The organism is Serpentinimonas sp. SMBJO2 (assembly GCF_056341105.1).
This window is the reverse complement of record NZ_CP150628.1, coordinates 466002-489749: the sequence shown is the minus strand read 5'-3', so window position 1 is coordinate 489749 and position 23748 is coordinate 466002. Positions and strand designations below refer to the sequence as shown.

The 23748-nt window shown below is 67.2% G+C and carries 20 protein-coding genes, 4 tRNA genes and 1 other RNA gene; 8 read left to right on the top strand and 17 right to left on the bottom strand.

What is annotated here, in order from left to right; translation table 11 throughout:
• The first annotated feature begins 57 nt into the window (after nucleotides 1-57).
• A complete protein-coding gene (locus AAAZ40_RS02210) occupies nucleotides 58-1962 on the top strand; it encodes a diguanylate cyclase domain-containing protein (protein ID WP_476660966.1) in 1905 nt (634 codons plus the stop codon).
• 45 nt (nucleotides 1963-2007) lie between these two features.
• On the opposite strand, the gene rnpB is transcribed toward AAAZ40_RS02210, so the two are convergent.
• Nucleotides 2008-2381: RNase P RNA component class A (rnpB, locus tag AAAZ40_RS02205), an RNA gene on the bottom strand.
• 120 nt (nucleotides 2382-2501) lie between these two features.
• On the opposite strand from rnpB, the gene AAAZ40_RS02200 reads away from it, so the two are divergent.
• Nucleotides 2502-4403 carry an NAD(P)/FAD-dependent oxidoreductase gene (locus AAAZ40_RS02200; RefSeq protein WP_476660965.1) on the top strand — a complete coding sequence of 634 codons (1902 nt, stop codon included), beginning with the start codon at nucleotides 2502-2504 and terminating at the stop codon, nucleotides 4401-4403.
• 45 nt (nucleotides 4404-4448) lie between these two features.
• Here AAAZ40_RS02200 and htpX read toward each other — a convergent pair whose 3' ends face one another.
• The 14 genes from htpX to trpE form a co-directional block, all read right to left on the bottom strand.
• The gene (gene htpX, locus AAAZ40_RS02195; protein ID WP_476660964.1) at nucleotides 4449-5321 is read right to left on the bottom strand and encodes a protease HtpX; all 873 of its coding nucleotides are present in this window, start codon (nucleotides 5319-5321) and stop codon (nucleotides 4449-4451) included.
• A gap of 142 nt (nucleotides 5322-5463) precedes the next feature.
• On the bottom strand, nucleotides 5464-6048 hold the full coding sequence (gene nusG, locus AAAZ40_RS02190; RefSeq protein ID WP_476660963.1) for a transcription termination/antitermination protein NusG: 585 nt from the start codon (nucleotides 6046-6048) through the stop codon (nucleotides 5464-5466).
• 3 nt (nucleotides 6049-6051) lie between these two features.
• On the bottom strand, nucleotides 6052-6432 hold the full coding sequence (gene secE, locus AAAZ40_RS02185; protein ID WP_476660962.1) for a preprotein translocase subunit SecE: 381 nt from the start codon (nucleotides 6430-6432) through the stop codon (nucleotides 6052-6054).
• Nucleotides 6433-6538: 106 nt separating this feature from the next.
• Nucleotides 6539-6614, bottom strand: a tRNA-Trp gene (locus tag AAAZ40_RS02180).
• Between the two features lie 24 nt (nucleotides 6615-6638).
• Entirely contained in the window at nucleotides 6639-7829 is a 1191-nt protein-coding gene (gene tuf, locus AAAZ40_RS02175; protein WP_476660865.1) for an elongation factor Tu, read from the bottom strand.
• 53 nt (nucleotides 7830-7882) lie between these two features.
• Nucleotides 7883-7957 (bottom strand) — tRNA-Thr (locus AAAZ40_RS02170).
• Between the two features lie 53 nt (nucleotides 7958-8010).
• A tRNA-Gly gene (locus AAAZ40_RS02165) sits at nucleotides 8011-8084 on the bottom strand.
• A gap of 71 nt (nucleotides 8085-8155) precedes the next feature.
• A tRNA-Tyr gene (locus AAAZ40_RS02160) sits at nucleotides 8156-8241 on the bottom strand.
• 37 nt (nucleotides 8242-8278) lie between these two features.
• Nucleotides 8279-9052, bottom strand: a complete 774-nt coding sequence (locus AAAZ40_RS02155; RefSeq protein WP_476660961.1) for a uracil-DNA glycosylase — start codon at nucleotides 9050-9052, stop codon at nucleotides 8279-8281.
• The gene (gene trpC, locus AAAZ40_RS02150) at nucleotides 9049-9846 is read right to left on the bottom strand and encodes an indole-3-glycerol phosphate synthase TrpC (RefSeq protein WP_476660960.1); all 798 of its coding nucleotides are present in this window, start codon (nucleotides 9844-9846) and stop codon (nucleotides 9049-9051) included. The genes AAAZ40_RS02155 and trpC overlap by 4 nt, the downstream gene beginning before the upstream one ends.
• A gap of 15 nt (nucleotides 9847-9861) precedes the next feature.
• Nucleotides 9862-10917, bottom strand: coding sequence for an anthranilate phosphoribosyltransferase (trpD, locus tag AAAZ40_RS02145; RefSeq protein WP_476660959.1), 1056 nt, complete (start codon nucleotides 10915-10917; stop codon nucleotides 9862-9864).
• 48 nt (nucleotides 10918-10965) lie between these two features.
• Complete coding sequence (locus AAAZ40_RS02140) at nucleotides 10966-11544, bottom strand: aminodeoxychorismate/anthranilate synthase component II (protein ID WP_476660958.1); 579 nt, start codon at nucleotides 11542-11544, stop codon at nucleotides 10966-10968.
• Nucleotides 11545-11556: 12 nt separating this feature from the next.
• Entirely contained in the window at nucleotides 11557-11886 is a 330-nt protein-coding gene (locus AAAZ40_RS02135; RefSeq protein ID WP_476660957.1) for a chorismate mutase, read from the bottom strand.
• Entirely contained in the window at nucleotides 11883-13385 is a 1503-nt protein-coding gene (trpE, locus tag AAAZ40_RS02130) for an anthranilate synthase component I (RefSeq protein WP_476660956.1), read from the bottom strand. The genes AAAZ40_RS02135 and trpE overlap by 4 nt, the downstream gene beginning before the upstream one ends.
• 194 nt (nucleotides 13386-13579) lie before the next feature.
• Between trpE and AAAZ40_RS02125 the strand changes: the two genes are divergently transcribed.
• On the top strand, nucleotides 13580-14170 hold the full coding sequence (locus AAAZ40_RS02125) for a hypothetical protein (RefSeq protein ID WP_476660955.1): 591 nt from the start codon (nucleotides 13580-13582) through the stop codon (nucleotides 14168-14170).
• A 37-nt stretch (nucleotides 14171-14207) separates the two neighbouring features.
• On the opposite strand, the gene htpG is transcribed toward AAAZ40_RS02125, so the two are convergent.
• Nucleotides 14208-16157 carry a molecular chaperone HtpG gene (gene htpG / locus AAAZ40_RS02120; RefSeq protein ID WP_476660954.1) on the bottom strand — a complete coding sequence of 650 codons (1950 nt, stop codon included), beginning with the start codon at nucleotides 16155-16157 and terminating at the stop codon, nucleotides 14208-14210.
• Nucleotides 16158-16411: 254 nt separating this feature from the next.
• Nucleotides 16412-17131, bottom strand: a complete 720-nt coding sequence (locus AAAZ40_RS02115; RefSeq protein WP_476660953.1) for a Crp/Fnr family transcriptional regulator — start codon at nucleotides 17129-17131, stop codon at nucleotides 16412-16414.
• A gap of 169 nt (nucleotides 17132-17300) precedes the next feature.
• Here AAAZ40_RS02115 and AAAZ40_RS02110 point away from each other — a divergent pair, with 169 nt between their 5' ends.
• The 5 genes from AAAZ40_RS02110 (at nucleotide 17301) to AAAZ40_RS02090 (ending at nucleotide 23558) form a co-directional block, all read left to right on the top strand.
• Nucleotides 17301-19247, top strand: a complete 1947-nt coding sequence (locus AAAZ40_RS02110; protein ID WP_476660952.1) for an AMP-dependent synthetase/ligase — start codon at nucleotides 17301-17303, stop codon at nucleotides 19245-19247.
• A 43-nt stretch (nucleotides 19248-19290) separates the two neighbouring features.
• Nucleotides 19291-20076: an ABC transporter ATP-binding protein gene (locus AAAZ40_RS02105; RefSeq protein ID WP_476660951.1), complete on the top strand. Its 786-nt coding sequence runs from the start codon at nucleotides 19291-19293 to the stop codon at nucleotides 20074-20076.
• A gap of 15 nt (nucleotides 20077-20091) precedes the next feature.
• A complete protein-coding gene (locus AAAZ40_RS02100) occupies nucleotides 20092-21021 on the top strand; it encodes a branched-chain amino acid ABC transporter permease (protein ID WP_476660950.1) in 930 nt (309 codons plus the stop codon).
• A 27-nt stretch (nucleotides 21022-21048) separates the two neighbouring features.
• A complete protein-coding gene (locus AAAZ40_RS02095) occupies nucleotides 21049-22125 on the top strand; it encodes a branched-chain amino acid ABC transporter permease (protein ID WP_476660949.1) in 1077 nt (358 codons plus the stop codon).
• Between the two features lie 98 nt (nucleotides 22126-22223).
• Nucleotides 22224-23558, top strand: a complete 1335-nt coding sequence (locus AAAZ40_RS02090; protein WP_476660948.1) for an ABC transporter substrate-binding protein — start codon at nucleotides 22224-22226, stop codon at nucleotides 23556-23558.
• The last annotated feature ends 190 nt before the right edge of the window (nucleotides 23559-23748 follow it).

The following is a 23748-nucleotide window of genomic DNA, read 5'->3' as shown; positions in this document are numbered from 1 at the left end:
TGGCTGCAGAAATCGCTTCCCAGCAGCCTTTGGAAACGGTATATTGGCGGGTTTAGCATGAACGCCCACCCACAGCCCGACCACAGCGCGCATCGCCCGCAACGCCGCCGCGTGGGTGCGCGCCCGCTGCGCTGGCTGTGGGCGCTGGGTGCGGCGCGGCTGGCTCATACGGCTGCGCTGCTGGCGCTGGCCGCTGCGCTGCTGGCGCTGGCCGCTGGTCTGCTGATGGGTGCACCGGCCCTCGCCGCCCAAACGCCCGCAGCGTCCGGGCCACCCACCGCCGCCGTGGTGCTCGAGCGCCTGCCGCACGGCCTGCACCTGCAAGGACGCGTCGCGTTGCTGGCCGACCCCACCGGCGCCTTGAGCCTGGAGCAGGTGCGCCACCCGGCGCAGGCCGCCTCTTGGCACTACCCGGCGCAGCTGTTGCGCGCTCACGGACCGACCGTGTGGTGGCTGCGCATCCGCGTGACGCAACCCAGCCCGGACGGCCACTGGCTGCTCGAACTGCCCACCACCGCCTTGCGCGATGTCGCTTTTTACGGGCCGGTCACGGCGGCCGGCGAGCGCCTGGCGGCGCCGCTCAGCACCGGCTTGATCCACCCCTTTGCCAGCCGTGTACTGGGCAGCGAGCGCGCCGTATTTCCCTTGACCCTGCACCAGCCTGGCACCTACACCCTGTACCTGCGGGTGCAATCCAGCATCCCTCGGCACATGACGCCCACCCTGTGGGAGGCGGGCGACTACCACCTGCAGCGCCAGCATCAGCGCCTGTTCGACGGCTTCATCTACGGCATGCTGCTGACCCTGCTGGCGGCCATGGTGGCACTGTACTTGGCGTTGCGCGACGCCATTTTTCTGCATTTCGGCCTCATGAGTGCCTTTGCCGTCCTCTCGCTGGCAAGCTTCAACGGCCACGCCGCGCAGTACCTGTGGCCGGCCAGCCCTTGGTGGATCGAGCACAGCTACGTGATTTTTCCTTCGCTGTGGCTGGCGGCCTGTGCCGCTTTTGCCCGCGTTTTCTTGAACAGCCATGGCAAGGAGCGGCGCATCGACGGCTTCTTGCTGGCCTTCGTAAGCCTTTGCGGCTTGGCCCTGCTGCTGGGCGTGCTGGGGCACACCGTATGGGCGCAGCACCTCAACGAGGCCGTGGCCTTGGCAGGCAGCGTGTGCCTGACGCTGATCGCGGCGCGCCAGTGGCAGCGCGGCTACCGGCCAGCGCGCTGGTACCTCGCCGGCAGCCTGTTGCCGTTCCTGGCCGTGGGTGCGGTGGTGGCGGTCAACTGGGGCTGGTCGGAGCAGTTGTTCTGGCTGCACAACAGCCTCGAGGTCGGCGTCGTGGCGCAGTCGCTGGTGTTTGCCGCGGCCCTGAGCGCCCGCATTCGTTTTGTGCAGCAGCAAAACACCCAGCTGGAACAGCGCAGCCTGCACCTGGCAAAGGCTGCCCTGACCGACCCCCTGACCGGCCTCTACAACCGCAGCGGCCTCGATGAGATCGGCAACGCCCTGTTGCGCCGCCCCGGTCGCCACGCGCTGGTGTTGTTCGACCTCGACCGCTTCAAGCCCATCAACGACACCCTGGGTCACGAGGCGGGGGACCAGGTGCTGCGTGAAATCGGCCAGCGTTTGCGCCTGCACTCGCGCGAGCGCGATTTGGCCGCGCGTTTGGGTGGCGACGAATTCGTGGTGCTGCTCGCCCAGTGTCCGGCGCGCCCCGAGCTCGACGCCATGGTCGCGCGGCTGCGCCATGCACTCGAAGCGCCGATCGCATACCGAGCCCAGCGGTTGCAGGTGTCGGCTTCTGCCGGCGTGGCGCTCACGCCCGATGACGGCAGCGAACTGTACGGCTTGCTGCGCGCTGCCGACCTGGCCATGTACAGCGCCAAGGCCAGCCGCAAGGGGCAGGTGTTCGCGGCCGATGCCCCGGCTTGCCCCGAGCGCTCGACGCTGCCGCAGCCCGTCTGAAGCCGCAGGTGCCGTGCAGTGCCCGGGGGTTGAGCCCCGGCAAAAGTGTGAAGCCTGCCGATACGCCGGATTCTGTGCGTGGCGGTTGCCCGCCGCGTGACCGCCATTTCTCTGGGCCGTGGGTCGCCCACACGGCTCGGTGCCACCTACCCGCCAGCTCGCCTTGCGAAACCACAAGGTCGCAAGAGGTTGCCCTGCTTGCGTGGCTGGCCTACTTGGTGTTGCTGCGCGCAGAGATTGCCCGTTTCACCCCCCAGGCTCCGGCCGCCGCAGCGGTTGGTTCCTGGGGACTCGTCTCTGTTGCTCTGATCCTCACCTCGCGGTGGGCAGCCGTTAGCTGCTGCGCCGTCCTGTGCAGTCCGGACGTTCCTCCAGCGCGCCCTTTCGGGCCTTGCGCCAGCGGCGGTCTGGCAGGCTTCACGGCTTCGATTATCCCGGATTGCGCCCACCGCCTGCACCGAGAGCTTCAGCCGCCTGCTCCAGCCGCCGCGAGCCGGCGTATCATCCCGATCCCGTTGCTTGATGAATACGAGCCCGCCATGCTGCGCCTGTCTGAACTCAAACTGGATTTGTCCGCACTGCCCGAGCCCGCCGCGAGCGCTGCGGGCGCTTCGGGCGCTGTGCACCCGCTGGCGGCGCTGCGCGCGCTGGCGGCGCAGGCCCTGGAGCTGCCCGAACCGCAGATCGCGCACCTGCAGGTGCACAAGCGCAGCTTCGATGCGCGCTCGGTGCAGCTGCGCGTGGTCTATGTGGTCGATCTGGAGCTGACCGACCCGGCGCAGGAGGCGGCGCTGCTGCAGCGCCTGGCCGGCCGCCCCCACATCCAGCCCAGCCCGGACATGCGCTGGCACCCGCCGGCCTGCGCCCCGGCTGGCTGGCCCGCGCGCCCCGAGCAGCGCCCGGTGGTGCTGGGATTTGGCCCCTGCGGCCTGTTTGCGGCGCTGGCGCTGGCGCAGATGGGGCTCAAACCGCTGGTGCTCGAGCGCGGCCGCCCGGTGCGCCAGCGCACCGCCGACACCTGGGGGCTGTGGCGCAGGCAGCAATTGCAGCCCGAGTCGAACGTGCAGTTTGGCGAAGGCGGCGCGGGCCTGTTTTCGGACGGCAAGCTCTACAGCCAGATCAAAGACCCGCGCTGGCTCGGACGCAAGGTGCTGCAGGAGTTCGTGGCTGCCGGCGCACCGCCCGAGATCCTGTACCAGGCGCACCCGCACATCGGCACCTTCAGACTGGTCAAGGTGGTGCAGGCGCTGCGCGAGCAGATCATCGCCCTGGGTGGCGAGATCCGCTTCGAGCAGCGCGTCAGCGCCGTGCTGCTGCAGCCCGATGAGCCCGCCCACGCCGCGCCGGGCCATTTGCCACCCGTTGCCGCTGCACCCGCGCCCCAGGCCCTGCGACTGCGCGGCGTGCGCATCCACGATCAGACCACAGGCGCCGAAACCGAGCTGCCCTGCGCGCGCCTGGTGCTGGCGCTGGGACACAGCGCGCGCAACACCTTTGCCATGCTGCACGACGCAGGCGTGGCGCTGCAGGCCAAGGCGTTCTCGATCGGCGTGCGCATCGAGCACCCGCAAAGCCTGATCGACCGCGCGCGCTGGGGCCGCCATGCCGGCCACCCGCTGCTGGGTGCGGCCGACTACAAGCTGGTGCACCACGCGCGCAACGGGCGCGCGGTGTACAGCTTTTGCATGTGCCCGGGCGGGACCGTGGTCGCCGCCACCAGCGAGACCGGGCGCGTCGTCACCAACGGCATGAGCCAGTACTCGCGCCAGGAGCGCAACGCCAACGCTGGTTTGGTGGTGGCGATCGAGCCGCGCGATTTCCCGCAGGATTTTCCCGCCGCCAGCGCGGCTTGGGAGGCTGCTTTTGGCCCCCAGCGCGGCGTGCTCTATGCCCAGCAGGCGCAAGCGCTGGCCGCGTGCGGCCACGTGCACCCCTTGGCCGGCGTGGTGCTGCAGCGCGACCTGGAGGCACGCGCCTTCGTGGCCGGCGGCAGCAACTACTGCGCCCCAGGGCAGCGCGTGGCCGACCTGTTGGCCCAGCGGCCCAGCAGCGCCTTCGGCAGCGTGCAGCCCTCGTACCAGCCGGGCGTGCACCCCACTGACCTGGCCAGCGTGCTGCCCGACTACGTGCTGCAGGCGCTGCGCGAAGCCCTGCCGGCCTTCGGTCGGCAGATCCGCGGCTTCGACCTGCCCGACGCCGTGCTCACGGGTGTGGAGACGCGCACCTCGTCGCCGCTGCGCATCCCACGCGGCGACGACTACCAAAGCCTGAACGTGCGCGGCCTGTACCCGGCCGGTGAAGGGGCAGGTTATGCGGGCGGGATCTTGTCGGCGGCGGTGGATGGCATCCGCGTGGCCGAAGCGCTGGCCTGCCACGCACTGGGCCAGCCGGCGCCGGCGCCCGACCGGGGCGCGCGGCGCGAGGCGGTGGCGTACGGTTGAGCGCCTGCGGCTTGGCGCTGCGATTGGCGCAGCCGCCTGCCCGGCTCAACCCTGCTGCTGTTGCAGCGCCGCGATGCGCTCGGCGATCGGCGGGTGGCTCGAGAACCACTTGCCGATGCCGCTGCTGCTGATGCCCATGGCCTGCATCTCTTTGGGCAGTTGGCCCGGTTGCAGGCCCCCCAGGCGCGCCAGGGCGTTGATCATGGGTTGCTTGCGTCCCATCAGCTGCGCGGCGCCGGCATCGGCGCGGAACTCGCGCTGGCGGCTGAACCACGAGACGATGATCGCCGCCAGGATGCCGAGCACGATGTCCATGACGATCGTCGTCACCCAGTAGCCAATGCCGGGGGCCTCGCTCTGGTTGCGCAGCACCACGCGATCGACGATGTAGCCGATGACGCGGCTCAGGAACACCACGAAGGTGTTCATCACGCCCTGGATGAGCGTGAGCGTGACCATGTCGCCATTGGCGACGTGCGCCACCTCGTGACCGAGCACGGCCTCGACCTCGTCGCGCGTCATGCTCTGCAGCAGTCCGGTGGAAACCGCCACCAGCGCCGAATTCCTGAAGGCCCCGGTGGCAAAGGCGTTGGGCGCGCCGTGGTAGATCGCCACTTCGGGCATGCCGATGCCGGCCTTGTCGGCAAATTTTTGCACCGTGTGCACCAGCCAGGCCTCGTCGGCGTTGCGCGGCTGGGTGATGACCTGGCACTTGGTGCTGAACTTGGCCATCGGCTTGCTGATCAGCAGCGAGATGAAGGCGCCGCCAAAACCGATCACCAGCGAAAACCCGGCCAGCGCAAACAGGTTCAGGCCCTGCGCGGTCAGGAATTGATCCAGGCCCAGCAGGCGCGTCATGACCAGCAGCACGACCATCACGGCCACGTTGGTCAGAATCAGCAGCATTACACGTTTCATCGGGGTTGAACTCCTTGGGTTCGGCTAGGGATGAGCGGGCACAGTGTAAGGCACCGCCGCCCGCGACCGGGCTTCGACCCCAGCAAGACCTTGGAGTTCCGACGCAGCCGAAAAACCCCAAGGGGCATCTGACCGAGTGAACTCAGGCTTTTTCGATCTGGTTGAACTCGAGTTCGACCGGGGTCGCGCGGCCAAAGATGGTGACCGAGACGCGCACCTTGTTTTTGTCGTAGTTGACGTCTTCGACCGTGCCGTTGAAGTCGGTGAAGGGGCCGTCCTTGACGCGCACGTACTCGCCGGTGACGAACTCGACCTTGTGGCGCGGCTTGTCGGAGCCCTCTTGCATCTGGCCGATGATTTTTTGCACCTCGGCTTCAGAGATCGGGGTCGGGCGGGTGCGGGCGCCGCCCACGAAGCCGGTGACCTTGGCGGTGTTCTTGACCAGGTGCCAGGTGTCGTCGTCGAGCACCATTTCGACCAGCACGTAGCCGGGGAAAAACTTGCGTTCGGTGGTGCGCTTGACGCCGTTCTTGATCTCCACCACCTCTTCGGTGGGCACCAGGATGCGGCCAAACTTGCTCTGCATTCCGGCGCGCTGCACGCGCTCGAGGATGTTGCGCTCGGCCGCCTTTTCCATGCCGGAATAGGCGTGCACCACGTACCAGCGCATGCCTTCGGCAGGCGCGGCGCTCAGGGTGGGGAGGGTGGGGGTTTGGGCAGCGTTCATGGCTTATCTCCAGCCCAGAATCAGGTCGTACAGCACCCAGCTGATCAGGCTGTCGGCCAGCCAGAGAAAGAGCGCGATGACGACAACGAAAGCGAACACGTAGGCGGTCATCTGGATCGCTTCGCGCCGCGCCGGCCAGACCACTTTTTGCGTTTCGCGCCACGAGTCCTGGCCGTAACCGATCAACTGCCGCCCAGGCTCGGAAAGGAAGAACACGACCGCGCCGGCGGCCAGCCCGAACAGCAGCGCCGCCCACTGCACCCAGGTGCCATGGGTTTCGAGCCAGAAAAATGCCGCAAAACCGGCCACGGCCAGCGCGGCGGCAGCACCCAGCTTGGCCTTGTCGGCGCCGCTGCTGACGGTCTCTACTTCGGGGGATGCCATGAAATCCAGTCCTAAAAATGCGTTCTTTGCAGAAACGCAAGCCCACCAGAGGTCTTGCGACTTCGGCGGGCTTTGTAAAACCAACTCCGACCGCAAGCCGGTCAGGTGGCAGGGGCAGTAGGAATCGAACCTACAACCTTCGGTTTTGGAGACCGACGCTCTGCCAATTGAGCTATACCCCTAGGCGCAATCAATCCGATGCGAAATCAATCCAGAATCTTGGCCACCACGCCGGCGCCGACGGTGCGGCCGCCCTCGCGGATGGCAAAGCGCAGGCCTTCTTCCATGGCGATCGGGGCAATCAGCTTGACGGTGATGCTGACGTTGTCGCCGGGCATGACCATCTCCTTGCCTTCGGGCAGCTCGATCGAGCCGGTGACGTCGGTGGTGCGAAAGTAGAACTGCGGCCGGTAGTTGTTGAAGAACGGCGTGTGGCGCCCGCCTTCGTCCTTGCTCAGCACGTAGACCTCGCCGGTGAAGTGGGTGTGGGGCTTGATGCTGCCGGGCTTGCACAGCACTTGGCCGCGCTGCACGTCTTCGCGCTTGGTGCCGCGCAGCAGGATGCCGACGTTGTCGCCGGCCTGGCCCTGATCGAGCAGCTTGCGGAACATCTCGACGCCGGTGCAGGTGGTCTTCTGGGTGGTGGCGATGCCGACGATCTCGATCTCTTCGCCAACCTTGATGAGGCCGCGCTCGATGCGCCCGGTGACCACGGTGCCGCGGCCGCTGATGCTGAACACGTCTTCGACCGGCATCAGGAAGGCGCCGTCGACGGCGCGCTCGGGCTGCGGGATGTAGCTGTCGAGGGCGTCGGCCAGCTTCATGATGGCTTGCTCGCCCAGCGGGCCTTTGTCGCCTTCGAGCGCGAGCTTGGCCGAGCCGTGCACGATCGGGGTGGCGTCGCCGGGGAAGTCGTATTTGTCGAGCAGCTCGCGCACTTCCATCTCGACCAGCTCGAGCAGCTCGGCGTCGTCGACCATGTCGCACTTGTTCAGAAACACGATGATGTAGGGCACACCGACCTGGCGCGCCAGCAGGATGTGCTCGCGCGTCTGCGGCATGGGGCCGTCGGCGGCGGAGCAGACCAGGATGGCGCCGTCCATCTGCGCCGCACCGGTGATCATGTTCTTGACGTAGTCGGCGTGGCCGGGGCAGTCGACGTGGGCGTAGTGGCGGCTGGCGGTCTCGTATTCGACGTGCGCGGTGTTGATGGTGATGCCGCGCGCTTTTTCTTCAGGAGCCGCGTCGATCTGGTCGTAGGCCTTGGCCTGTCCGCCAAACTTGGCCGCCAGCACGGTGGTGATGGCCGCCGTGAGCGTGGTTTTGCCGTGGTCCACGTGACCGATGGTGCCCACGTTGACGTGCGGCTTGGTCCGCTGGAATTTTTCCTTTGCCATGCTACAGCTCCGAATTGAAGAATGCCGAAATGATTAAAAACACACCAAAGACCTGGTGCCCATGGGCAGGATCGAACTGCCGACCTCTCCCTTACCAAGGGAGTGCTCTACCACTGAGCCACATGGGCATGGCGGCCTTGCGGCCGCTTACACAAAACATCAGCCTGGACGGCACCGGCGCTGGAGCGGGAGACGGGAATCGAACCCGCGTCATCAGCTTGGAAGGCTGGGGTTCTACCATTGAACTACTCCCGCATCGAGCCCCACCTGGGCCGGACGCAGCAGCCACAGTCTGCCCGAGCTCCGGTTTGCCGCATCGGCTTTGCTGGTGGAGGAGGCTGGATTCGAACCAGCGTAGGCGTAAGCCAACAGATTTACAGTCTGCCCCCTTTAGCCACTCGGGCACCCCTCCAGCAAGCCCCGCATTATGCCATGGCGCCAAAGCGATTTCAGCACCAGTCCAAGCTTTTTTCGCCCTGCTGCAACAGCCAGCGGTTGACGGCGCCAAAATGGCCGCAACCGATGAAGGGCTGCGGTGGCCGCCGCGCCGCCAGCGGCGAGGGGTGGTTGGCGCGCAGACACAGGTGCGGCGGGCGGTCGAGGGCCGCGGCGTCTGCGACGGCCTGGGCGTGCCGGCCCCAGAGCAGGAACGCCTTGCGGCGGCCGTGGGCGGCGCAAGCCTGCAGCACGGCGTGGGTGAAGCGCTCCCAGCCCCAGCCGGCGTGGCTGGCCGCCTGCCCGGCCTGCACCGTGAGGGTGGTGTTGAGCAACAGCACGCCCTGGCGCGCCCACGGCTCGAGGCTACCGCATGGCGGCGCCCTGCCGTGGCGCACGGGGTTGCCTGCGCTTGGGTCAGACGCAGATTCGCGCTGCCACTCGGCCCAGATGTTGCGCAGCGAAGGCGGCGGCCGCTGGCCGCCGGGCACCGAAAAGGCCAGTCCGTCGGCCTGACCCGGCCCGTGGTAGGGATCTTGACCCAGAATCACGACCCGCACCTGGGCCAGCGGCGTGAGCGCCAGCGCGCGCAGGGGCTGGGCCGGATAGACCGGCAACCCGGCGTCGATCTGGGCTTGCAGGCGCTGGCCCAGCTGCTGCCCATGCGGGCTGGCGAGGAACGCACGCCACAGCGGCTGCCAGTCGGGGGCGAGGGGCCAGGCATGCGGCGCCCAGGCGCTCAAGCCCCCCTGCGGCTGCGCCGGGTGGGCGCTGCCACGCGCGCTCACGGCCCGGGGTCGAACAGCTCGGCCAGCGCCTGCCCGGGGTCGGGGGCGCGCATGAAGGCTTCGCCGACCAGAAAGGCCGACACGCCGCCGGCGCGCAGCCGCAGCACGTCGGCGCGGGTGCCGATGCCGCTCTCGCTCACCAGCAGCCGCTGCGGCGGCACCTGCGGCCGCAGCTCGAGCGTGGTCTCGAGCCGAACCTCGAAGCTGCGCAGGTCGCGGTTGTTGACGCCGATCAGCGGCGTGCGCAGGCGCAGCGCGCGCTCGAGCTCGGGCGCGTCGTGTACCTCCACCAGCACCGCCATGTGCAGGCTGTGCGCCAGCGCCTCGAGTTCGGCCATCTGGTGGTCGGACAAGCAGGCGGCGATGAGCAGCACGGCATCGGCACCGAGCACGCGCGACTCATAGACCTGGTAGGGGTCGATCAGGAAGTCTTTGCGCAGCACCGGCAGAGGGCAGGAGGCGCGCGCCTGCTTGAGGTAGTCTGGGCTGCCCTGAAAGTAGTCGCGGTCGGTGAGCACCGACAGGCAGGCGGCGCCGTTGGCGGCGTAGCTCTGGGCGATCTCGGCCGGCTCGAAGGGCTGGCGCAGCACGCCCTTGGAGGGGCTGGCTTTCTTGATCTCGGCGATCACCGCCGGGTGGCCGGCGCGCAGCTTGGCGCGCAAGGCGCCGGTGAAGTCGCGCGTCAGCAAGCGGCTTTCGGCGTCGGCACGCACCACGGCCAAGGGGTGGCGCGCCTGCGACTGCGCGATTTCTTCGCGCTTGGTGGCCACGATGCGCTGCAAAATGTCGTTCATGGGTAGGGACTCCGGCTATGAGGTGCCGGCGGCCAGCGCGCCGGTGGTGGCGACGAACTGCTCGAGCTTGGCGCGGGCAGCGCCACTGGCCAGCGCGGCGCGGGCGCGCTGCAAGCCGTCGGCGATCGATTCGGCCACGTCGGCGGCGTAGAGCGCGGCCCCGGCGTTGAGGGCCACGATGTCGCGCGCTGCGCCCGGCTGGTCGTCGAGCACCGCGCGCAGCAGGGCCAGCGACTGCGCTGGGCCTTGCACGCGCAGCGATCGGTGGCTGGCCATGGCCAAGCCAAAGTCGTCCGGGTGCAGCTCGTATTCGCGGATGGCACCGTGGCGCAACTCGCCGACGCGGGTCGCAGCCCCAAGGCTGATTTCGTCCAGCCCGTCTTGCCCATAGACCACCAGCGCGTGCTGCGCGCCCAGGTCTTGCAGCACCCGCACCAGCACGCCCACCAGCTCGGGGGCAAACACGCCCAGCACAATGTTGGGCGCGCCGGCCGGGTTGGTGAGCGGCCCCAGAATATTGAACAGCGTGCGCACGCCGAGCTCGCGCCGCACCGGGGCCACGTGTTTCATGGCCGGGTGGTGGTTGGGCGCAAACATGAAGCCGACGCCGGTCTGCTCGACACAGCGCGCGATCTGCAGCGGGTTCAGGTTGATCTGCGCGCCCAGCGCCTCCAGCACGTCGGCGCTGCCCGATTGGCTGCTGACGCTGCGCCCGCCGTGCTTGCTCACGCGCGCCCCGGCGGCAGCGGCCACGAACATGGCGCAGGTGGAGATGTTGAAGGTCTGCGCGCCGTCGCCGCCGGTGCCGACGATGTCCACCAGATGGCGCCGATCGGCCAGCTCGACCGGGGTGACGAATTCGCGCATCACCCGTGCGGCAGCGCCGATTTCGCCGCTGCTCTCGCCCTTCATGCGCAGCCCGGTGAGCAGCGCCGCCAGCGGCACCGGCGCCACGGCGCCCTGCATGATCTGCTGCATGAGTGAGCGCATTTCGGCGGGCAGGAGCTCGCGCCGCTCGAAGACGCGCTGCAGCGCCTGCTGCGGCGTGAGGGCAAGGGGCACGGTGTCCATGGCGGATGCAGTCTTGGATGTGGAAAGGGGGACGGCCTCTACGGCCTCTCAGCGCAGCGCCAGAAAGTTTTGCAACAGGGCGTGGCCGTGCTCGCTCAAGATGCTCTCGGGGTGAAACTGCACCCCCTCGATGGACAGGCTGCGGTGGCGCACGCCCATGATCTCGCCGTCGTCGCTCCAGGCAGTGATGGCCAGGCACTCGGGCAGGCTGGCGCGCTCGATCGCCAACGAATGGTAGCGGTTGACCGTGAACTGCGCCGGCAGGCCGGCGAACACGCCCTCTTGAGTGGTGTGGATCAGGCTGGTTTTTCCGTGCATGAGCTGCTGCGCGCGCACGGTGCGCCCGCCAAACGCCGCCCCAATGGCCTGGTGCCCCAGGCAGACGCCCAGAATGGGCACGCGCCCAGCCAGCGCCTGGATGGCGGCCACCGACACCCCCGCCTCAGCCGGCGAGCACGGGCCGGGCGAGACCACCAAACGCTCGATCTCGCCCGCCGCCACGCGCCGTTCGAGCTCCTCGAGCCCGATCTCGTCGTTGCGCCGCACCAGCACCTGCGCCCCGAGCTCGCCCAAATACTGCACCAGGTTGTAGGTGAAGCTGTCGTAGTTGTCGATCATCAGCAGCATGGAGCAGCCCTTCTAGGGTGGTGCCGGTTGGGCGCGCAAACGCGCAAATTCGGCGCGCTCGAATTCGATGCTGGCCGCGATCAAGGCCCGGTAAGCCGCTTCCAGCACCTGCGCCGGGGCCCCGAGCGTGTGGGCCTGCGCCTGCACGCGATCGAGGATGGCGTCGATGCGCTCCTGGTCGTAAATCAGGTTGGGGTCCTGCTTGATGCGCGCGGCTTGCGCCACGTAGCCACAGCGCAGCGCCAGCAAGGGCACGATCTGCGCATCGAGGGCGTCGATGTGTGCGCGCACCTCGGCCATGTGGGAACAATGAACGGGCGTGCTGGCGTTAGTCTGGCTCATGCAAATCCCTCCTGCACCATTTCGGCGGCGCGCAGCAGCGCGCGCGCCTTGTGTTCGGTCTCGCTCCATTCGAGTTCGGGCACCGAATCGGCCACCACCCCAGCCGCTGCCTGCACGTGCAACTGCCCGTCTTTGACGATGCCGGTGCGGATGGCGATGGCCAAGTCCATGTCACCGGCATAGCTCAGGTAGCCGCAGGCGCCGCCGTAGAGGCCGCGCTTGACGGGCTCGAGCTGGTCGATCAGCTCCATCGCGTGCACCTTGGGCGCGCCGGTGAGGGTGCCGGCGGGGAAGGTGGCCTTGAGCACGTCCATGTTGCTCAGCCCCGGCTGCAGCAGGCCCTCGACGTTGCTGACGATGTGCATGACGTGGCTGTAGCGCTCGATCACAAAGGCATCGCTCACCCGCACGCTGCCGGTCTGGGCGATGCGTCCGATGTCGTTGCGCGCCAGATCGATGAGCATCACGTGCTCGGCGCGCTCTTTGGGGTCGGCCAGCAGCTCCTGTTCGGCGGCGCGGTCCAGCTCCGGCGTGGCCCCGCGCGCGCGCGTGCCGGCCAGCGGCCGGATGGTGACCTTGCAGCCCTCGGGCACGCGCTCCTGGCGCACCAGAATCTCGGGCGAAGCGCCCGCCACCTGGAAGTCGCCAAAATCGTAGTAGTACATGTAGGGGCTGGGGTTGAGCGAGCGCAGGGCGCGGTACAGGCTCAGCGGGCTGTGCTCGTAGCGCTGGCTGATGCGCTGCCCGACCTGCACCTGCATGAAGTCGCCGGCGGCGATCAGCTCCTTGGCGCGCGCCACGGCCGCCAGGTAGTCGGCGCGGTCAAAGGCGCGCACGGGCGGCTGCACCGGGCTGGGCGGCTGCGCCGGCGCGGCCACCGGGCGTTGCAGCGCCGCCAGCAGCGCTTGCAGGCGCTGGCGCGCCAGGGCGTAGGCCTCGGGCTGGGCCGGGTCGGCATAGACGATCAGGTGCAGGCGGCCCGAGAGGTTGTCGATCACCGCCAGCTGTTCGCACTGCAGCAGCAGGATGTCGGGGCAACCCAAGGGGTCGGGCGGGCAGCTGTGCAACAGCTTGTGCTCGATGTGGCGCACCGTGTCGTAGCCAAAGTAGCCCGCCAGGCCGCCGCAAAAGCGCGGCCAGCCCGGCGGCAGGGCGACCTTGAAGCGCTGCTGGTAGGCGGCGATGAAATCGAGCGGGTTGCCGCTGGCGGCTTCGACCAGCACGCCGTCGTGCAGCACCTCGGTGCGCGCTGCGGCCCCGAAACCGCTGGCGCGCAGCACCGTGCGCGCCGGCAGGCCGATGAAGCTGTAACGCCCGAAGCGCTCGCCACCGACCACCGATTCGAGCAAAAAACTGTAGCGCCCACCCTCTGGGCCACCGTGTGCCAGCTTGAGGTAGAGCGAGAGCGGGGTTTCCAGGTCGGCCAGGGTCTCGGCGCTCAGGGCGATGCGGTTGTAGCCCTGGGCCGCCAGGTGCTGGAATTCGGGTTCGGTGATCACGTCGGGGGGCTTCCTTTGCGCGCTGCTCTGGCGCGGGCGCGGCGGGGTAGGGTTTGCGGCCGATCAAGTGTAGCAAAGGCGGCGCAGCCCCCCAGCGCTGTCGATGTTAGGATGCGCCATTCAAGGCCCCTCACTTGCGCAGGCGTCGGGCTTCGCACCTGTGCACCCAGTTTCCCCGCTTACCGGAGACACGCATGAGCACCCGCGTCACCTATACCGACCCGATCCAGCCCGAAAACAAGATGCACCTGTACCGCACCAAGGTGATCAACATCATCGGCGGGCCTGGCTGCGACAAATCGCTGTTTTCCTCCAGCATCGTGCTCAAGCTGCACCTGATGGGCAAAACGGTGGAAATGGTGCCCGAGATCGCCAAAATCCACGTCTGGCAGCGCGATTTTGCCTCGTTGCGCAACCAGTACGCCCTTGCGCTGGAGCAGTTTCAGATGCTGGAGGTGCTCAACGGCCAGGTGCAGTACCTGGTCACCGAGGGCTCGCTGCCGCAAATGCTCTACTACAACCAGACCTACGCCGACAACATCTGCGACGTGGGCAAAACCCACGCCCAGATACTGGCCTGGTACCGGCAGTTCGACAACATCAACATCTTCGTGCAGCGCGACCTGGACAAAAAATACATCCGCAGCGGCCGCCTGCAGGACGAAACCCAGGCGCGCGCCATCGACAGCCAGATGCGCACCCTGCTCGCCAACGACGGCATCCGCTACAAGCTGCTGGCCCCGGACCACCGCGCCATCATCGAGTACGCGGCGACCCTGGAGTGAGAGGCTGCGAGAGCGGCCCCCAGCCTCGCAAGTGGGCTCAGACCAGCAAGGAGTTAACGCGGCGCACGTAGCCGGCCGGGTCTTGCGGCAGCCCGCCTTCGGCCAGCAGCGCCTGGTCGAACAGAATGTGCGCCAGGTCGTCGAACTGCGCCGCACCCTCGAGCTTTTGCACCAGCGCGTGCGCCGGATTGAGCTCCAGGATCGGCTTGGCATCGGGGGCTTTTTGCCCGGCCGCCTTGAGCATGCGCGTGAGCTGGTTCGACAGCTCGCCCTCGCCCACCACCAGGCAAGCGGGTGAATCGACCAGGCGCGCGGTCATGCGCACGTCCGAGGCCTTGTCGGCCAGCACCGCCTTCAGGCGCTCGAGCAAGGGCTTGTACTGCTCGGCGGCGGCCTCGGTGGCCTGCTTTTCGGCCTCGTCTTGCAGCTGGCCCAAGTCCACCGCGCCCTTGGCCACGCTCTGCAGCGCAGTGCCGTCGAACTCGTGCAGGAACGACAGCGCCCACTCATCGACGCGATCGGTCATCAGCAACACCTCGATGCCCTTTTTGCGAAACAGCTCGAGCTGCGGACTGCTCTTGGCTGCGTCCAGGTTATCGGCCGTGAGGTAGTAGATCGCTTGCTGGCCCGCTTTCATGCGCGCCTTGTAGTCGGCCAGGCTCACGGCCACGGCGTCGCTGTGGGTGGAGGCAAAGCGCAGCAGGCGCGCGATGCGCTCGCGGTTGCCAAAGTCCTCGCCCAAGCCCTCTTTGAGCACGGCGCCAAACTCGGCGTAAAAGCGGCGGTACTTGTCGTTGGGTTGCGGCGGCGCGGCCTCGGTGCCTGCGCTGGCCTCGGTGGCCTCGGTGGCCTCGGTGGCCTCGGCGGCGGCGGGCGGCTCCCCCTGCTGCGCCAGCTCCTCGAGCAGCGCCAGCACGCGCCGGGTGTTGCCCTCGCGGATGGCGCGCACGTCGCGGCTTTCCTGCAGCAGCTCGCGGCTGACGTTGAGCGGCAAGTCGGCCGAATCGACCACGCCCTTGACCCAGCGCAGGTAGGGCGGCAGCAGCGCTTCGGCCTCGTCCATGATGAACACGCGCCGCACGTAGAGCTTGACACCGGCCTTCTTGTCGCGGTTCCAGAGGTCAAACGGTGCCTTGGCCGGGATGTAGAGCAGTTGCGTGTACTCGGTGCTGCCCTCGACGCGGTTGTGGCTCCAGGCCAGCGGCGGCTCGTAGTCGTGGCTGATGGCCTGGTAAAAGTCGCGGTACTGCTCGTCGCTGAGCTCTTTCTTGGGCCGCGTCCAGAGGGCGCTGGCGCTGTTGACGCGCTCCCACTCGTCGCTCAGGCGCTGCTCCTTGCTTTCGGCGTCCCATTCCTCTTTGCGCATCAGGATCGGCAAGCTGATGTGGTCGGAGTATTTGGCGATGATGCCCTTGAGCTTCCAGCGGTTCAGGTATTCGGCGGCGTCGTCGCGCAGGTGCAAGGTGATGCAGGTGCCGCGTGCGGCGCGGGTGATGGCTTCGGTCTCGAACTCGCCCGTGCCCTCACTCACCCAGCGCACCCCTTGCTCGGGCGGCAAGCCGGCGCGGCGGCTCTCGACCACGATGCGGTCGGCGACGATGAAACCGGAGTAAAAACCGACGCCAAACTGGCCGATCAGTTGCGCGTCTTTTTGCTGGTCGCCGCTCAGGCGGCTCATGAAGGCCTTGGTGCCGCTCTTGGCGATGGTGCCCAGGTGCTCGATCGCCTCGGCCGCGCTCATGCCGATGCCGTTGTCGCTGATGCTGAGCGTTTTGGCCGCGGCGTCGAAATCGACGCGCACCTCGAGCTCGGGTGCGTTTTCGAACAGCGCTGCGTGGTCCAGCGCCTCGAAGCGCAGCCGGTCGCAGGCGTCGGAGGCGTTGGAGATCAGCTCGCGCAAGAAGATGTCTTTGTTGGAATACAGCGAATGCGTGACCAGATGCAGCAGTTGGGCCACTTCGGCCTGGAAGGTGTGATGGGTGCTCATGGGATGCGTAGGGGGGTTCGGTAACAGCGGATGATCGGAAACTGGATGTGCGCTGAGCGCAACGCAAAACTAGCTTGGGGCTGGCTGAGGGATTTCAAGTTGCCGGATGGAAGCCAAGGGGCTCTCGGCTGGGGCTGGGGCTGGGGCTGGCAGGGGCTGTTGGCCGATTTTTGGCCGCGCAGCGGACGGCATGAGGCCGGCAGCCCCTGCCAGCCCCAGCCCCAGCCCCAGCCCCAGCCAAAAATCGGCCCCGATCAGCCCGCGCCGGGCATGCGGTAGCCGCGCAGGCGCGCCAGGTCGAGCACGCGCAAGCCGCCGTAGCCGACCTCGATCAGCCCTTGCTCATGCAGCGCCGCCAGCGCCAGGTTCACGCGCTGGCGCGACAGCCCGACCAGATAGGCCAGCTCCTGCTGCGTGATGCGCAGCATCTGCCCCACGCCCGGGAACAGGCCTGGGTGGAACAGGTTCGCCAGGCTGCGCGCCACGCGCACCTCGGGTTCGCTGAGGCGGTCGATTTCGCGCGCGGCGATGAACTGGCCCAGGCGCTCGTTGAGCTGGCACATGACGAAACGGTTGAAGCCGATCGAATGGTCCAGCAGCCAGTGAAAGGTCTCGACCGGCAGCCCCGCCACCAGGCTCTTGCGCAGCGCCTGCACGTTGTAGCGGTAGGGCTCGCGCTTGAGCGCCGTGCCCTCGCCAAACCAGCCCCCGGGGGCCAGGCCGGCAAAGGTCATGATCGGGCCCAGGCTGTCGTCGTTGCTCATCTTGAGCAGGCCCTCGACCAGCCCAAACCAATACGTCACCGGTCGCCCCACGCGGCAAATCGAATCGCCCGGCTGCGCCAGCGTCACCATCAGCTCGCTGCGCACGCGTTGGCGCTCGTCTGCGCTCAGGCGCGGCACCCAGACGATCGCCGCAAACTCCGCGTCGCTCAAAGCCCGCGCCCGCTGCCGCAAACCTTGCCGATAAACCATCGTTGCCTCCAGTCGCGCCACAGACCCTAGGGTAAGTCCCAGGAGGGCTGCACCCTAGATTGTCGTCGCAAGGACAACATGGCGTCAAACCCTAGCATACAGTGTGCTGCAGATTCAAGCCGATATGACGCCCGCTCATGGGCCGGGCCGACCGCTCAGAGGAGACGATATGCAGACCACCTTCCCACGCTTGTTGCTGGAGCACGCCGCCAAGCGCCCTGGCGCGCCGGCGATGCGCGAAAAGGAATACGGCATCTGGCAGAGCACCGACTGGCGCGGCGTGGCCGACTTGGCCAGCCACATCGCCGCCGGCCTGCACCAGCTGGGCTTGCGCCGCGGCGAACACCTGATCGTCATCGGGGCCAACCGGCCGCGCCTGTACGCCTCCATGCTGGCGGCGCAGGCCCTGGGCGCGATCCCGGTGCCGCTGTACCAGGACGCGGTCGCCGCCGAATGCGTTTTTCCCATCACCAACACCGAGGTGCGCTTCGTGGTCGTCGAAGACCAGGAGCAGGTGGACAAGATGCTCGAAATCCGCTCGCAGTGCCCGCTGCTCGAGCACATTCTGTACGACGACCCACGGGGTCTGCGCAACTACGACGAGCCCGGCCTGGCCGGCTTGCAGGAAGTGATCGCCGCCGGGGCCGTGTTTGTGCAGCAGCACCCCGACTTTTTCAAAAACGAAGCCGAGCAGGCGCGCGCCGACGATGTGGCGGCCATGTTCTACACCTCGGGTACCACCGGCAACCCCAAGGGCGTGGTGCACACCCACGCCTCGCTGCTCGATCGCGCCGCCGCCGGCGCGCGCTTTGACAAACTCACCGAGAACGAAGAGGTGCTGGCCTACCTGCCGCCGGCCTGGATCGGGCAGAACATCTTCAGCTACGCGCAGTGGCTGGCGTGCGGCTACGTGGTCAACTGCCCCGAATCGACCGCCACCGTGACCATCGACCTCAAGGAAATCGGCCCCACCTACTACTTCGCGCCGCCGCGGGTGTTCGAGGGCCTGCTGACCAACGTCACCATCCGCATGGAAGACGCCGGCGCGCTCAAGCGCAAGCTTTACAACGGCTTCATGGAGCACGCCAGAAAGGTCGGCCCGGCGCTCATGGACGGCAAAAGCATCGGCATGGCCGACCGACTGCTGTACGCGCTGGGCAACCTGATGGTCTATGGGCCGCTGCGCAACACACTCGGATTTTCGCGCGTGCGCGTGGCCTACACCGCCGGCGAGGCCATCGGCCCCGACCTGTTCACCTTTTACCGCTCGATCGGCATCAACCTCAAACAGCTCTACGGCTCGACCGAAACGGCGGTGTTCGTCTGCCTGCAGCCCGACCACGAGGTGCGCGCCGATACCGTGGGCGTGCCCATCGATGGCGTCGAGATCAAACTGGCCGACAACGGCGAAATCCTGGTCAGATCGCCGGGGCTGCTCAAGGAATACTACAAAAACGAAAAAGCCACGCGCGAGGTGCTCACAGCCGACGGCTGGTACCACACCAGCGACGCCGGCTTCATCGACGCCAGCGGCCACCTGAAAATCATCGACCGCGTCAAGGACGTGGGCCGCATCAAGGGCGGGGCCAACGACGGCGCCCTGTTCGCGCCCAAATACGTCGAGAACAAGCTCAAGTTCTTCCCCTACATCAAAGAGGCGGTGGCCTACGGCGACGGGCGCGAGCGCGTGTGCGTGTTCATCAACATCGACCTCGAGGCCGTGGGCAACTGGGCCGAGCGCCGCAACCTGCCCTACGCCGGCTACACCGACCTGGCCGGCAAGGCCGAGGTGCTGCAGCTCATCAAGGGCTGCGTCGAGCAGGTCAACGCCGACCTGAGCCGCGACGCGCTGCTGGCGGGCAGCCAGATCCACCGCTTTCTGGTGCTGCACAAAGAACTCGACCCCGACGACGGCGAGCTCACGCGCACCAACAAGGTGCGCCGCGGCTTCATCGGCGAGAAGTACGCGGTGCTGGTCGATGCGCTCTACGGCGGCAAGGCCGAGCAGTTCATCGAAACCCAGGTCAAGTTCGAGGACGGGCGCACCGGCAAAGTGAGCGCCACGCTCAAGCTGCTCGACGTGCAGACCTACGCCAACGTCAAGGCAGCCGCATGAAGCCCACCACCCTGCACTTGGCACTGGGACTACGGAGTTTGGCATGAGCAAGAAAAAAATCGGCGACGTCATCCTCGACGTCAACCACATCAGCCTGCGCTTCGGCGGCGTGAAGGCGCTGAGCGACATCTCGTTCGACGTGCGCGAGCACGAGATCCGCGCCATCATCGGCCCCAACGGCGCCGGCAAGAGCTCGATGCTCAACTGCATCAACGGCGTCTACAAGCCGCAGGAGGGCTCGATCACCTTCCGCGGCCAGACCTTCAAGCACATGAACAGCCGCCAGGTGGCCGAACTGGGGGTGGCGCGCACGTTCCAGAACCTGGCGCTGTTCAAGGGCATGAGCGTGATCGACAACCTCATGACCGGGCGCAACCTGCGCATCAGGAGCAACCTGCTGCTGCAGGCGCTGCGCTGGGGCCCGGCCGAGCGCGAGGAATGCGAGCACCGTGAGAAGGTCGAGCGCATCATCGACTTTCTCGAAATCCAGGCCCACCGCAAGACCCCGGTCGGGCAACTGCCCTACGGGCTGCAAAAGCGCGTCGACCTCGGGCGCGCGCTGGCCATGGAGCCGCAGGTGCTGCTGCTCGACGAGCCCATGGCGGGCATGAACGTCGAAGAAAAGCAGGACATGTGCCGCTTCGTGCTCGACGTCAACGACGAGTTTGGCACCACCATCGTGCTCATCGAGCACGACATGAGCGTGGTGATGGACATCTCCGACCGCGTGGTGGTGCTCGACTACGGCAAGAAGATCGGCGACGGTGTGCCCGACGAGGTGCGCGCCAACCCCGACGTGATCAGCGCCTACCTCGGCACCAGCCACTGAAACAGGAGACCAGACATGGGATTTTTCCTCGAAACCCTCATCGCCGGGCTGATGAACGGCGTGCTCTACTCGCTGGTGGCGCTGGGCTTTGTGTTGATCTTCAAGGCCTCGGGCGTGTTCAACTTTGCCCAAGGCGCGATGGTGCTGTTTGCCGCGCTGGCCATGGCGCGCTTTGCCGAGTGGCTGCCCGAGTGGCTGGGCTTTGAGAGCCTGCTGTGGGCCAACGTCCTGGCTTTTGCCATCGCCGCGTTCCTGATGCTGATTTTTGCCTGGGCGGTCGAGCGCTTCGTGCTGCGCCATCTGGTGAACCAAGAAGGGGTGGTGTTGCTCATGGCGACGCTGGGCATCACCTTTTTCATCGACGGCTTTGGCCAGACCATCTTTGGCAGCGACATCTACGCCATCGACCTGGGTCTGCCTGCCGAGCCGATCTTCATCCTCGAAGGCCTGTTCCCTGGCGGCCTGCTGATCAACCAGGACGACCTCGTCACGGCGCTGATGGCGATGGCCATGGTCGCGCTGCTGACGCTGTTTTTCCAGAAAACCGGCACCGGCCGCGCCCTGCGCGCCGTGGCCGACGACCACCAGGCGGCGCAGTCGGTCGGCATTCCGCTGGGCCGGATGTGGGTCATCGTCTGGTTCATGGCTGGCCTGACGGCGCTGGTGGCCGGCATGATCTGGGGCGAGAAGATGGGCGTGCAGTTCGCCCTCACCTTCGTGGCGCTCAAGGCGCTGCCGGTGATCATCCTGGGCGGCCTCACTTCAGTCCCGGGCGCGATCGTGGCCGGCCTGATCATCGGCGTGTGCGAGCAGCTGGCCGAGGTCTATATCGGGCCGATGGTGGGCGGTGGCATCCAGATCTGGTTTGCCTACGTGCTGGCGATGGTGGTGCTGCTGTTCAGACCGCAGGGCCTGTTTGGCGAAAAGATCATCGACCGCGTCTAACACTCGCTCAGGAAGAACGGAACCATCATGTTTTACCGCGAAAACGGTCAGTTCAAGACCACCTACCAATCCGACCAGCAGATTTTTGCCGTCAAGCAAGACCGCATCGCCATCATCGCCCTGATTGCCTTTGCCTTCATCGGCGTGCCGCTGCTGGCCGACGAGTACCTGTTTCGCGCCATCCTGGTGCCGTTCCTGATCTTGGCGCTGGCCGCCATCGGGGTCAACATCCTGGTGGGGTACTGCGGCCAGATCTCGCTGGGCTCGGGGGCCTTCATGGCCGTGGGCGCCTACATGGCCTACAACGTCTTCATGCGCGTCGAGGACATGCCGCTGATCGTGGCCCTGCTCTCGGGCGGCTTTTTCGCCATGCTGGCGGGCGTCATTTTTGGCATCCCGAGTCTGCGCGTCAAGGGCCTGTACCTGGCCGTGGCGACACTGGCGGCGCAGTTCTTCTTTGACTGGCTGTTCGTGCGCGTGCGCTGGTTCACCCTCGACAGCCCGGCCGGCACCGCCGAAGTCAGCAACCTGGCCGTGCTCGGCTGGGCCATTGAAACCCCGCTGGACAAGTACCTGTTCGTGCTCGGCTTCGTGGTCGTGTTCGCCTTGTTGGCCAAGAACCTGGTGCGCGGCCCGATCGGGCGCGAATGGATGGCAATCCGCGACATGGACGTGGCCGCTTCGGTGATCGGCATCCGCCCCATGTACGCCAAGCTCACCGCCTTTGCCATCAGCTCCTTCATCATCGGCGTCGCTGGGGCGCTGTGGGCCTTCATCCACCTGGGTTCCTGGGAACCGCTGTCGTTCGACATCAACCGCTCGTTCCAGTTGCTGTTCATCGTCATCATCGGCGGGCTGGGCTCGATCATGGGCTGCTTCTTTGGCGCCGCCTTCATCGTCATCACGCCGATCGTGCTCAACCAGCTGCTGCCCTGGTTCGGCGGCCTGTTCGGGGTGCAGATCTCGACCGCCATGGTGGGCCACGCCGAGTTCATGATCTTTGGTGCCCTGATCGTCTGGTTCCTGATCAAGGAGCCGCACGGCTTGGCCAAGTACTGGAGCATGGCGCGCCACAAGCTGCGTCTGTGGCCGTTCCCGCACTGAACAGCAGCCCGGTTGTTTCCTCTGGTGGCTGGCGCCCGACACCTCGCCAGCCGGCCTCGTCCTTGTGTGAGTCAGGTGTTGGTTCAAGGAGACATTTCATGAGATTGCGTAAACTCGCACTGTCAGCCGTGGTGGCGGTGGCCGCGCTGACCAGTGCCCTCACCACCAGCCTGGCCATGGCCCAGGCCCCGGTGCAATTCTTCCCCAGCCTGACCGGCCGCACCGGCGCCGTGGCCCCCAACGCGACGCCGTTCGCCAACGGCTACGCCGACTACATGAAGCTGGTCAACGCCCGCGGCGGCATCAACGGCGTCATGACGCTGGTCGAGGAGTGCGAAACCGCCTACGCCACCGACCGCGGCGTCGAGTGCTACGAGCGCCTCAAGGGCCGCCACGGCGGCGCCACGGTGTTCCAGCCGCTCTCCACCGGCATCACCTTCGCGCTCATGCCGCGCTTGGCGGTGGACAAGATCCCCATGATCACCTCGGGTTACGGCCGCAGCGACACCGCCGACGGCGCCATCTTCCCGTGGGTGTTCCCGCTGTTGGGCCACTACTGGATCGCTGGCGACGTGGTGTTGCAACACATCGCCAACCGCTCTGGTGGCTGGGACCGCCTGCGCGGCAAGACCATCGCCGTGGTCTATCACGACAGTCCGTTTGGGCGCGAGGTGTTGCCGATCATCAACCGCCGCGCCGAAATGCACGGCTTCACGGTGCTGGCGCTGCCGGTGCCGCCTCCCGGCGTGGAGCAGCGCGCGATCTGGCTGCAGATCCGCCAGCAGCGGCCCGACTTCGTGATCATGCAGACCTGGGGCGTGATGACCGCGACCGCCATCCGCCAGGCGGTGGCCACCGGTTTCCCGCGCGACCGCATGTTTGGCACCTGGTGGAGCGGGGCCGAGCCTGATCTGCGCGACATCGGCGCCGACGCCCGCGGCTACAGCGCCGTCATGATGCAGCACGGCCAGGCGCGTGACTCCGAAGTGGTGCGCCAGATTCTGGCCCAGGTGCACGACCGTGGCCAAGGCACCGGCCCGCGCGCCGAAGTCGGCGACGTGCTCTACATGCGCGGCGTGGTCGGCGCCATGCTGGCGGTCGAGGGCGTGTTCCGGGCGCAAGAGCGTTTTGGCCGTGGCCGCCACGTCACCGGCGAGCAAGCGCGCTGGGGCTACGAGAACCTCAACATCACCCAGGCGCGGCTGGACCAGCTCGGCTTTGCCGGGGTGCTGCGCGGCCCGATCGCAACCTCGTGCCGCAACCACGTCGGCACCGCCTTGATGCGCATCCACACCTGGAACGGCACCGGCTTTGACTGGTCTTCCGACTGGCTGCAAGCCGACATGAACGTGATCACGCGCATGATCACGGCATCGGCCGAAGCCTTTGCGCGCGACAACAACATCACGCGCCGCACCGAACCCGGCTGCTGAGCCGGCTGGCCCCCTGGCTGCCGCTGCCGCCTTCGGGTGGCAGCGCAGCACGGGGGCTGACGGGTTGCCGTGGCGGGTGCACCGACCGTGCGCCCAGGCAGCCCGCAGTCGCTTGGCCGACCCGCTCCCGACCCACCCGTCGAGGCGGCGCGGCCAGCCGACTGCCCTACCGCCAACCGTTCCCCCTGTC